Genomic DNA, 11,701 nt, shown 5'->3' with positions numbered 1-11,701 from the left:
CTCAATGCCCATTTTCATAGGGTGTGTCCTGTATAAGCAACTGGAATGATACCCATCACCAGTTTGCATTTGGTGTCTGCCTGTTAGATAGGGTAGTGTCGAATGCGATAAGGATCATTGAAATGGCAGAGACGAACCCTAATATTTCCGCTTTGGATCCCGCTTGGGATCAGATTTGCCTGGAAGCGCGTCAGGCGACTGAGGTTGAACCGCTCATGGGCGGTTTCTTGCACGCCTGTATCTTGCACCACAAGAGTATCGAAAAAGCCCTATCTTATCGAATTGCTGCCAAGCTTGCATCAAATGAGATGTCTATGGTGGTCGTAAGGGAGATGGTCGAAGAGGCCTACGCCAACGACCCTGGTCTTGTGCAAGCCGCGCGCGCTGATCTTGTCGCGATCTACGAACGTGATCCCGCATGTCACCGTTTGTTGCAGCCGATACTTTACTTCAAAGGGTATCAGGCAATGCAAGCCTATCGCGTCGGGCACCACCTATGGGTAAACGGGCACCGCGACCTAGCCTATTTCGTCCAAATGCGCGTCTCTGAAATATTTGGCGTCGATATTCACCCTGCTGCCCGTATCGGTAAAGGGATTATGATTGATCATGCGCATTCGATTGTGATCGGTGAGACGGCGGTTGTGGGCGATAACGTGTCTATGCTGCATTCCGTGACGCTTGGGGGCACCGGTAAGGAAGAAGAAGATCGTCATCCGAAAATCGACGATGGCGTTTTGATTGGAGCGGGGGCGAAGGTTTTGGGTAATATTAGGGTTGGGCAATGCAGCCGGATTGCAGCCGGTTCCGTGGTTCTAGAGGACGTACCTGCATGCAAGACAGTCGCCGGGATTCCGGCACGCATCGTGGGCGAAGCGGGTTGTGACCAGCCGTCAATTTCGATGAATCACATGTTTGGCCCAGATCGGACATTGGCCTGAAAACTGAACATGTTGATGATGATAACAAGCGTTAATATGTGACGTATAATTGAAACTGCCAATCAGTTGCTGATCAATACACCAAGTTTCCGAGCCATGAAGTTTTAAAACAACCTGGGGTGTCGTACCCTGTGTGCTATCCCGTCGTGGCAAATCATCAGACATGTCTACAAATGCCCTCGCTTGCACAGGCGCCCGTCAACCTATCATGAACGGAACCCAAATTGCGTTGTGCATTTGGGTGGCGCGCTTTGCACTACTTATCTAAGGGTGATTGTGTATTTGACAAACCCAAATAAAATTTCTATTTTGGAATCAGCAAGTTGAGGCTGCCACAATCTCTACTTTTTCTAAACCATGCATGCATGATGAGGCAGCAGCCTTTGCGCACGTTTAGGCCATGCTTTGGGGTGATACGCCGGTTTGCCCGCACTGTGGTAACTGCGGAAAAATTTACGAACTGAAAGGCGTTCGCTCCAAGCCTTCCAGGAAGAACCCAGAACCCAGAGGGCATTGAGCGCCACGGCCTTAAGAAGTGCGCAGAGTGCCGCAAGAAATTCACCGTGCGCATTGGCACGATCTTCAAAGAATGCCACATCCCGCTGCACAAGTAGCTTCAAGCCATTCACCTGATGGTGTCCAGCAAGAAGAGCATCAGCAGCCACCAGCTAAATCGCGTTCTGGAAATCATGCACAAGTCCGCATAGTTTATGTCTCACCGTATCCGTGAGGCAATGCGCTCTGATGGTGGCCCCATGTTTGGTTCTGGTGGCGGTGTTGTTGAGGTTGACGAGACTTTCATTGGCCAAAAGCACAAGAAGAAAGAGGGTGACCTGCTCCCCTGAAATGTCCGGTGTTTTGAGTTAGCCTGTTTTCCAACTGAGGAGACAGACGATGAAGAGAAGCCGTTTTAGCGAAGAACAGATTATTGGGATTTTGAAATAACATCAGGCGGGGCTTGGCGCGAAGGAGCTGTGTCGTAAGCATGGTGTCAGTGACGCTTCGGATATCGACGACTGCATATCCTGCTGAAACGCGAAGGCTGGCACGTGAACCGTTGACCGACAGGGTATCGCGTAGCGATATCCCAAGAGGTTGGAAGAAGCTGTACCGGATCTACCGCGAAGAAGGACTAACAGTCCGTAAACGCCCCTCTCATCGAAACTACGTTTCGACTGCCGGGCAGCGGGCGGACGCAAGCGTGCAGTGGGTACCAGAACGCCCATGGCGATACCGCAGGGGCCAAACCAGCGGTGGTCGCTGGATTTCGTGTCCGACAGCCTGTCGTGTGGCCGCAGGTTCCGCATTCTAAACGTGATCGATGACTTCAGCCGCGAATGTCTTGCTGCTGTTGTGGATACGTCGCTCTCCGGCGACAGTGTGGCCCGTGAATTGGACCGCATTGCTGAGATGCGGGGCTATGCGACGCTGGAAGGCATGGTGCGCCATCACCTTGATCCCCTTTCAGCGCGGCGCGCGTGGAAATCGCAGGACGCCGGACTGCCCGATGTCCCATGGTTGGCAGCGACGGATTTTCTAATTGGGGATGATATCCGTGAAATGGCGCGTCAGGCGCAGGCGATAAAGATCACCCCGCAGAGGTTGGAAGACGCGCAGATTGCCCAGATCGTTGCGTTTCTGGAAAGCCTGACCGAGAGCGCACTCCATACGCCACCGTTTGGTGTGCCCGTCTGGTTTACCCCCTGAGCCGTCAGCGTTTCAGCGCCGCTGCCAGCGCATGATAGGAGGCCTTGGGTGTGCGCTTGAGCGTGTCGAAATCCACATGGATCAGCCCGAAGCGTTTTTCATAGCCCAAGGCCCATTCGTAATTGTCCATCAGCGACCAGAAGGTATAGCCCTTAAGCGGCACACCCTCTGCCATCGCCTTTTGTGCGGCGGCCATATGGGCATTCAGGTACTCAATACGCGCCTGATCGGGCACATTGACAGTGTCCGGGTTCGCCATGCCGTTTTCGGTGACATAAAGCGGCAGGCCTTTGGTGTAAGTCTCATGCACCCAGGTCAGAAAATGATGCAGGCCCTGCGGGTAGATTTCCCACCCCATCTGGGTCTTGGGCAAGGGTCCGTCGACCTCCTGATGCGCGGGCCATGCACCATCAACAGGCGCGATGCGTTTGCAGGTGTAATAGTTCAACCCGCACCAATCGAGGCGCTGCCCGATGAGATCAAAGTCATCCTCCCACCCCCTTGGCATATGAGGGCCAAGCCCCTCCATCACGTCATCGGGGTAGGCCCCCTTGAACAGCCCCCCCAAAAAGAAGCGGTTGTAATAGCCATCATAAAGATGTGCCGCCTTTGCCGCTTCGGGGCTGTGATCGACGGGGTGCACATATTCGAAATTGCACACGGCCCCGAGGTTTTTAACGCCCAATCCCCGCATCACTTCGATGGCGCGGCCGTGGGCGGTCAGCACGTGGTGCATGGCATGCGCGGTGGCGCGGATATCGCGCAGGCCGGGCGCGTGATGGCCCATGAAATGCGACAGCCAGCCGACACACCATGGCTCGTTTATGGGCGCAACACTGTAAACCCGGTCGCCGATCCGCCCCATGATCACGGCTGTGAAATCGGCAAACCAATGCGCGATCTCCGGATTGCGCCAACCGCCCAGATCGGCCAGCGCCACGGGCAATTCCCAATGATATAGCGTGGCCATGGGGTTCAGCCCCCGCGCCAGCAGCCCATCCACCAGCCGGTCATAAAAATCGAGCCCCTCCGGATTTGGCGTGCCGCGCCCCTCTGGCAGAACCCGCGCCCAGCTGGTCGAGAACCGGTAGGCATCCAGTCCCAGCGCCTGCATCAGGTCGAGGTCCTCCTCCATCCGGTGGTAATGATCACAGGCGGTATCGCCGTTTTCTGCGCGCACCACATTGCCGGGCGTGGCGGCGAAGGTGTCCCATTGGGTCTTGCCTGCACCGCCAAACTTATGCCCTTCGATCTGGTAACTCGAGGTGGCGGCGGCGAATTGAAAACCCTGCGGAAAGTCCGATCTGCTGAAATCCATGTTATGTCCTTTGAGGGCCGGGACCGGTTGATTGGCCCACAATCAATTCCGCGTCCCAGAGTTCCGTGCGCACGCCGCCCGAGCCGGACGCGATCTGTTCCATTAAAATCTGCGCACAGCGGCGTCCGGCAGCCCGTACCGAAGAGCGCATTGCGGTGAATACCGGCGTTTCCAACCCGTTGGGCAGATAGGAAATATCGTCGTCAAAGCACAGGATCGAAATATCCCGCCCCATGTGCAACCCACGTTCTTGAACCGCGCGGCGAACCCCCAGCGCCGGGACGATGGAGGAGGTGACAAAGGCGGTGGGCGGGTGCGGCCCATCCAACATCTGCACGGTCGATGCATGGCCAAAGGGCTCACTCATCTCGCCGGATCGCATGAGGGTTTTGTCCGCCGCCACACCCTGCGCGCGCAGCGCCGCCAGGTAACCCTCGCGGCGGCGTTGTGCAAAATCCATATGCTCCTGGCCATTGATGAACCCGATGCGCGAATGCCCGAGTTCCAGCAGATATTCGGTACCCCTTTCGATGGCGCGCGTGTTGTTCACATCCAGCCAGGAATAGGGAGTGGTGACCTCGGAGGCCCGCCCATGCACGAGAAACGGAATGTCCAGATCGGCCAGGAAGGGGATGCGCGGATCATCCCGCGTGGGCGAATGCACGATGATCCCATCGACCGCGCCCTGTTCGCTCAAGGTGCGGTAGGTTTCAATTTCGTCTTCATCGCGCACAACCGAGAGCGTCATATTATAGCCGTGGCGCGAATAGATTTCACCCGCACCGGTTATGAAGTCGGCAAAGACGATATTCACCATTTCATTCTTTTTCGAGAAGGGGATGATATGGCCGACCGACATGGAACGGCCCGTTGCGAGCCTCTGGGCGCGAATATTGGGCCGATAATTATACAGGGTCGCCGCGTCGGCGACGCGTTTGCGGGTGGCTTCATTGACCTCCGGATAGCCATTCAGCGCGCGGCTTACCGTCGTTTGGGACAGGTTCAACCGCTCAGAGAGTTCGCGTAAGTTCATAATTTCCAGTGATCTTTTATTGCGGCGGTTCCGCCAGCCTAGGCAAGCGCGCCGCCCACGTCAAAGCACAAACGGCGCATCCGAAAGGCATGAAATCTAGGTCTTTGAAAACGCAAACGAAACCCAACCATCGGTTGACAGAATTAGGAGGTTGAGCCACGGTCTTACCATCCAAAGCGCTTTGAAGTGATTCTTTGCGCGTAAAGAATAAGCACGACGGCGTTAAAATAGGCGTCACAACGGGAGGATATCATGAAATCACGGTTTTACGCGGGTGCCGCGGCGCTGGCACTTTGCGCTGGCATGGCGCAGGCGGATGGGCATCAGCCCTTTGCAGTAGGTGAGGGTGGATTCAATTGGGACAGCTATATGGCCTTTGCAGATCAATATGATCTGAGTGGTCAGACGGTCGAAATCACCGGACCTTGGACAGGCAATGAAAAAGAGAAGGTGGATATCGCGTTTTCCTATTTCACCTCTGCCACAGGGGCCGAGGTAAATTATTCCGGTTCCGACAGCTTTGAACAGGACATTGTGATCTCTGCGCGCTCGGGCTCTGCGCCCAACCTTGCCGTTTTCCCGCAGCCGGGATTGGCGGCGGATATGGCCAGCCAGGGATTGCTGACGCCGCTTGTCGATGGCACCGCGGATTGGGTGCGCGACAATTACGCGGCTGGCCAATCCTGGGTTGATCTGGGCACCTATGCGGATGGCGATGGCGCGGATCAGATGTATGGCATCTTCTACCGCGTCGATGTGAAATCGCTGGTGTGGTATTCGCCCGAAGCCTTTGATGAGGCGGGCTATGACATCCCCGAGACGATGGAAGAGATCAAGGCGCTGACGGATCAGATCGTTGAGGATGGCGGCACGCCCTGGTGCATTGGTCTGGGCTCTGGTGCGGCGACGGGCTGGCCCGCGACCGATTGGGTGGAAGAAATGATGCTGCGCACGCAGTCCCCGGCGGATTATGACGCTTGGGTCTCCAATGAGATGAAATTCAACGATCCTAAGGTGATCGGCGCGATTGAGGAATTCGGATATTTCGCGCGCAACGATGACTATGTGGACGGTGGGGCCTCTGCGGTGGCCAATACCGACTTCCGCGACAGCCCCACGGGTCTGTTCGACATTCCGCCGAAATGCTACATGCACCGTCAGGCGTCATTCATCCCGGCGTTTTTCCCTGAGGGAACCGTGGTCGGCGAAGATGTCGATTTCTTCTACTTCCCGGCGTATGCGGATAAGGACCTTGGCAAGCCGGTGTTGGGCGCGGGCACGGTTGTGGCCATCACGAACCCCTCGGATGCCACCAACGCTTTCATCGAGTTCCTGAAAACGCCGATCGCGCATGAATTATGGATGGCACAGGGTGGCTTTCTTACTGCACATGCGGGCGTGAATACCGACCTCTATGCCGATGCGAGCCTCAAGGCGCAGGGCGATATTCTGCTGAATGCGACGACGTTCCGTTTTGATGCTTCTGACCTGATGCCGGGTGAAATTGGTGCGGGTGCCTTCTGGACAGGGATGGTCGATTACACCACCGGTGCCAGTGCCGAGGACGTCGCCCAGGGTATCCAGGACCGCTGGGACACGATCCAGTAACTCCACGCTAAAACGGGCCCGGCGATTGGTTTGCCGGGCCTGAAAACAATATGCATCTTGGGAGGGAATGCCATGTCACCGCTGCTTCAGGGAATTGTGACGGTTGTTGTCGGTGTCGGCGGGTGCGTTGGGTATTTCTTTCTGTCCAACCTCATTCTCGACAAGGTGATCTTTCCAACGCGGGCCGAGAATCCCGGAAAAAACATCAATCGCGCGAACCTCGTGCGTCCCTGGCTGTTTCTCTTCCCCGCAATGGCCGCCCTTGGGCTCTATCTGGTCTATCCGGTGGTCGGTTCTTTCTGGCGCTCGCTGCACAACCGGTCGGGCGATGAATTCATCGGCTTTGGCAACTATGCGGTGATGTTCGCGGATGACGGGTTCCAGACGGCGCTGTTTAATAACTTCCTCTGGGTGCTGGTTGTCCCGGCCTCTGCTACCTTCTTTGGTCTGCTGGTCGCGCAGCTGACGGACCGGCTCAAATGGGGCAATATCGCCAAATCCCTGATCTTCATGCCGATGGCGATTTCCTTTGTCGGGGCCTCGCTGATCTGGAAATTCGTCTATGCCAATAACGCCGATATCGGCTTGATCAACGCGATCCGCGATGTCTTTGGCGCGTCCGATCCGCTGGATGTGCTGCAACTGCGTTTCTGGAACAATTTTTTCCTGATGTTCATTCTGGTATGGATCCAAACGGGGTTCGCCATGGTGATCCTGTCGGCTGCCCTGCGGGGCATCCCCGAAGAAACCATCGAGGCTGCGATCATCGACGGGGCCAACCCGTTTCAGGTGTTTTTCAAGATCAAAGTGCCCCAGATCATGGGCACCATCGTGGTGGTCTGGACGACCATCACGATCCTAGTGCTCAAGGTGTTCGACATTGTTTACACCATGACCGGGGGCAATTTCGGGACCGAAATCCTGCCCAGCTACATGATGTCCTATATGTTCCGCGACGATGGGCGCGCCACGGCGGTGGCCTTCGTGATTATGATCATCGTCTTGCCGGTGATGATCTGGAACATTCGTCAAGCCAGAGCGGAGATGAGATAATGGATAATATCGCAGGTACAAAATCCTCGCTCAGCTGGGCGGTGCAAATTTCGGTGATCCTTCTAGTGGTGATCTGGTTAGTGCCCACAATCGGGCTTCTGGTCTCCTCTTTCCGGGACCGGGATCAGATCTCCGCCTCCGGTTGGTGGCTCTCCCCCTTTGCCGTGGAGCAAAACTTCCAGGCCAAGATCCCAGCCGAAGAGGCCAAGCCGGATCAGGGTGGTTTTGTCATTGAGGGCAATATCTTTGGTGGCGCGGATACAGAAGTCATCCGCTTTGGTGGCGCGCGCTCCAATCCGACCATTGCCGCCGTGGGTGAAACCGCTGAATTGACGCGCGACCGAACGCTCACGGTGCAACAAAACGGTGATTTTACCTATTTCTCGCCGGCTGAGATTAAACGCGATCCGAGTATCTATTATTCCACGGCCACACCGCCTGATTTCTCGCTGTCAAATTATCGCAACATCCTGTTTTCCAACAACATGGACGTGGCCTTTATCAACACGTTGACGGTAACAATCCCCGCAACGATCATCCCGATCCTGATCGCCGCCTTTGCGGCCTATGCGCTGGCCTGGATGGATTTTGCGGGCAGGGGGTTCTTGATCGCGATGGTCGTGGGCCTGCTGGTGGTGCCTTTGCAATTGGCGCTGGTGCCACTCTTGCAGTTCCACAATAAAATCGGGATCGGCCAGAGTTTCTTAGGCATATGGATGGCGCATACCGGGTTCGGGCTGCCGCTGGCGATATATCTGTTGCGAAATTATATGGTCGGTCTGCCGCGCGATATCATCGAATCCGCCAAGGTCGACGGGGCCACGGATTTCCAGGTCTTTACCAAGATCGTCCTCCCGCTCAGCTTCCCGGCCTTGGCCTCCTTTGCCATCTTCCAATTCCTGTGGACCTGGAATGATCTGTTGGTGGCCAAAGTGTTCTTGCCCTCCAACTCGGAATCCTGGGTGATGACGGTCAAGATCGCGGATGACCTGCTGGGCTCACGCGGTGGCGATTGGGGCATCCTGGCCTCTGCGGCCTTCATCTCGATTGCTGTGCCGCTGATCGTGTTCTTTACAATGCAACGTTATCTGGTGCGCGGTCTGTTGGCCGGGTCCGTCAAATAGGAAAGTTTCCGTTTAATGACCAGGATGGAACATAATTTGCATCTGCCTGCGGTGGACAAAGATTGGTGGCGCGGGGCGGTGATTTACCAGATCTACCCGCGCAGTTTCCAGGATAGCAACGGCGATGGCATCGGCGATCTGATCGGGATTTCGCAGCGCATGAGCTATATCGCGTCGCTGGGCGTGGATGCGATCTGGATCTCGCCGTTCTTCACCTCGCCGATGAAGGATTTCGGCTATGACGTCTCTGATTATTGCGACGTGGATCCGATGTTCGGCACGCTGGCGGATTTTGATGTGGTGGTGGAATCCGCGCATCAACATGGCCTAAAGGTGATGATTGATCTGGTGTTGAGCCACACCTCGGATCAACACCCCTGGTTCCAGGAAAGCAAAAAGGATCGCACCAACCGGAAATCCGATTGGTATGTCTGGGCTGATCCGAAACCCGATGGCACGCCCCCAAATAATTGGCTGTCGATCTTTGGCGGTCCGGCCTGGCAATGGGATGCGGGACGCGAACAGTACTACTTGCACAACTTCCTCGTGGAACAGCCGGATCTGAATTTCCACAATGATGATGTGCAAAACGCCATTCTGGCGATCACACGGTTTTGGCTGGATCGCGGCGTGGATGGGTTCCGGCTGGATACGATCAACTTTTACTTTGCCGATAAAGAACTGCGCGACAATCCAGCGCTACCGCCGGAAAAGCGCAATGCCAATATCGCGCCCTCGGTAAACCCCTATAATCACCAGGAACACATCCATTCCAAAAATCAGCCTGAAAACATTACGTTTCTCAAGCGTTTCCGTGCGTTGTTGGACGAATATCCAGCGGCGTCCTGCGTGGGTGAGGTCGGTGATGCGCAACGCGGTTTGGAATTGCTGGGCCAATACACCGGCGGGCCGGAAATGGTGCATATGTGCTATGCGTTTGAATTTCTCGCTAAAACCAAACTGGACGCGACCCGTGTGGCGCAGGTTTTTGACGAATTGGGCCGCGTGGCCAAAGACGGTTGGCCGTGCTGGGCATTCTCGAACCATGACGTGATGCGCCACGCTTCTCGATGGGACTTGTCCCCGCAGGCGCAGCGCCTGTTTGCCACGCTGATCATGTGCTTGCGCGGGTCGGTATGCATCTATCAGGGCGAGGAACTTGGCCTGCCCGAAGCGGATGTCGCCTTTGAGGATCTGCAAGACCCCTATGGCATCACCTTTTGGCCTGAATATAAGGGGCGCGATGGGTGTCGCACGCCGATGGTCTGGGAGACGTCGAACCAAAATGGTGGTTTTTCCGACGGTTTCCCCTGGTTGCCCGTCAGCCATGATCACTTGAACCGTTCGGTGGCCGCGCAAGAGGATGAACCAGGCGCGATCCTGCATCATTATCGCCGCGCCATCGCCTTTCGCAAGGATCACCCGGCCTTGGTCAAAGGCAAACATAACGGCGTTTTCGCCTATGGCGATGTGTTGCAATTCACCCGTGAACATGAAGGCCAGACGATATTTTGCGCCTTTAACCTGTCGGATACGCCCTCGCTGCACGGGATGCCGCCGGGGGAATGGCATACCATCGGACATGAATTGGGCGGGGCCACCCCGTCGCCGGATTTCAAACTGCACCTGGGCCCCTGGCAAGTTTGCCTGGCCGTGAAACAGGGCTAAAACCCGCGTCTTGGGAGGGACAAGAAAATGGCCGATCTGAAATTAACGGATGTGGGAAAATCATACGGCGCAGGCGTCGAGGTGCTCAAGAACATCAACCTGGACATTCAAACCGGTGAGTTGATCGTTTTTGTCGGCCCATCGGGCTGTGGTAAATCCACCTTGCTGCGCATGATCGCGGGGCTTGAAAAGATCACCGCGGGCGAGTTGCAAATCGACGGGGACCGTATGAATGACGTCCCCCCCGCGCAGCGCGGCATCGCCATGGTGTTTCAATCCTATGCGCTTTATCCGCATATGACGGTGCGCGACAATATGGCTTTTGCGCTCAAGCTCGCCAAGAAAACCCCCGCTGAAATCGACGAGGCGGTCGGGCGCGCGGCCAAGGTTCTGCAACTGGACGAATACCTTGACCGTCTGCCCAAGGCGCTCTCCGGGGGGCAGCGCCAGCGCGTGGCGATTGGCCGGTCCATCGTGCGCGATCCCAAGGTCTATCTCTTTGACGAACCGCTCTCCAATCTTGATGCCTCCCTGCGTGTCGCGACCCGGATCGAGATCGCGCAACTCAAGGAAAGCATGCCCAATTCCACCATGATCTATGTGACGCATGATCAGGTGGAGGCGATGACCCTGGCCACTCGCATTGTGGTGCTCGCCAACAAGGGGATCGCGCAGGTCGGCTCCCCGCTGGAACTTTATGAGCGCCCGGAGAACGAATTCGTGGCCCAATTTATCGGCTCCCCTGCGATGAACCTTTTGGCCGGGGAGATCGTGGAGACCGGGCAGGTCACACAGGTGCGCCTGGAGCAGGGAGCCGGGACGATTGCCGCCAACATCCCCACGCGTGACAGTGACAAGGGACAGAAAGTCAACGTTGGCATCCGCCCCGAGGATATGGTGACGGCCAATAGCGAGAATTACGCTTTTGCCGGAACGGTCGAGATCACGGAGGCGCTTGGCGAGGTCACGCAATTGTACTTTGCCAAACCGGCCCCCGAAAATGCGTCAATTATTGCAAAACTCCCCGGTATTCATGCGGGGTTGCGTGGTACACAGCTCAAGATGACGGCGGATCCCTCCAAGTTGCACCTATTTGCCAACGGACATTCGCTGCTTTATCGCGACTGACGGTGCTCTAGGCCGGATCAAGATGCAGGCGTTTTTTTTTGCCTTCTGTTGGGTCTGCGCGCTGAAAGGTAAATGTTAAAACGCCAGGATCGGTCAGGGTTTTGCGCCTGAGCTGATTGCA

General features: G+C 56.2%; 9 protein-coding genes and 1 pseudogene. 8 read left to right on the top strand and 2 right to left on the bottom strand.

Features of this window, described 5'->3' with window-relative positions; translation table 11 throughout:
- Positions 1-122: 122 nt before the first annotated feature.
- The 3 genes and pseudogenes from cysE to ROLI_RS13960 form a co-directional block, all read left to right on the top strand.
- Positions 123-941, top strand: coding sequence for a serine O-acetyltransferase (cysE, locus tag ROLI_RS13980; RefSeq protein ID WP_187429196.1), 819 nt, complete (start codon positions 123-125; stop codon positions 939-941).
- Between the two features lie 400 nt (positions 942-1,341).
- Positions 1,342-1,458 (top strand): transposase, encoded by a 117-nt coding sequence (locus ROLI_RS13975; protein WP_262386432.1) that lies wholly within the window; start codon positions 1,342-1,344, stop codon positions 1,456-1,458.
- A gap of 481 nt (positions 1,459-1,939) precedes the next feature.
- A pseudogene (locus ROLI_RS13960) lies at positions 1,940-2,363 on the top strand (DDE-type integrase/transposase/recombinase); the annotation flags it as partial.
- A 289-nt stretch (positions 2,364-2,652) separates the two neighbouring features.
- Here the strand turns inward: ROLI_RS13960 and ROLI_RS13950 are convergent.
- Together ROLI_RS13950 and ROLI_RS13945 are read right to left on the bottom strand one after the other, a co-directional pair.
- Positions 2,653-3,966 (bottom strand): GH1 family beta-glucosidase, encoded by a 1,314-nt coding sequence (locus tag ROLI_RS13950; protein ID WP_187429195.1) that lies wholly within the window; start codon positions 3,964-3,966, stop codon positions 2,653-2,655.
- A 1-nt stretch (position 3,967) separates the two neighbouring features.
- The gene (locus tag ROLI_RS13945) at positions 3,968-4,999 is read right to left on the bottom strand and encodes a LacI family DNA-binding transcriptional regulator (protein WP_187429194.1); all 1,032 of its coding nucleotides are present in this window, start codon (positions 4,997-4,999) and stop codon (positions 3,968-3,970) included.
- A gap of 252 nt (positions 5,000-5,251) precedes the next feature.
- Between ROLI_RS13945 and ROLI_RS13940 the strand changes: the two genes are divergently transcribed.
- From ROLI_RS13940 to ROLI_RS13920, 5 genes are all read left to right on the top strand, one after another.
- Positions 5,252-6,607, top strand: a complete 1,356-nt coding sequence (locus ROLI_RS13940) for an ABC transporter substrate-binding protein (RefSeq protein ID WP_187429193.1) — start codon at positions 5,252-5,254, stop codon at positions 6,605-6,607.
- A gap of 72 nt (positions 6,608-6,679) precedes the next feature.
- On the top strand, positions 6,680-7,660 hold the full coding sequence (locus ROLI_RS13935) for a carbohydrate ABC transporter permease (RefSeq protein WP_187429192.1): 981 nt from the start codon (positions 6,680-6,682) through the stop codon (positions 7,658-7,660).
- Positions 7,660-8,784 carry a carbohydrate ABC transporter permease gene (locus tag ROLI_RS13930; RefSeq protein ID WP_187429191.1) on the top strand — a complete coding sequence of 375 codons (1,125 nt, stop codon included), beginning with the start codon at positions 7,660-7,662 and terminating at the stop codon, positions 8,782-8,784. Before ROLI_RS13935 ends, ROLI_RS13930 begins: the two co-directional genes overlap by 1 nt.
- A gap of 15 nt (positions 8,785-8,799) precedes the next feature.
- A complete protein-coding gene (locus ROLI_RS13925; RefSeq protein ID WP_187429190.1) occupies positions 8,800-10,452 on the top strand; it encodes an alpha-glucosidase in 1,653 nt (550 codons plus the stop codon).
- A gap of 27 nt (positions 10,453-10,479) precedes the next feature.
- Positions 10,480-11,580 (top strand): ABC transporter ATP-binding protein, encoded by a 1,101-nt coding sequence (locus tag ROLI_RS13920; protein ID WP_187429189.1) that lies wholly within the window; start codon positions 10,480-10,482, stop codon positions 11,578-11,580.
- Positions 11,581-11,701 lie beyond the last annotated feature (121 nt).

This window comes from Roseobacter fucihabitans (genome assembly GCF_014337925.2).
Classification (GTDB): Bacteria; Pseudomonadota; Alphaproteobacteria; order Rhodobacterales; family Rhodobacteraceae; genus Roseobacter; species Roseobacter fucihabitans.
This window is presented reverse-complemented; position numbering and strand designations above follow the sequence as displayed.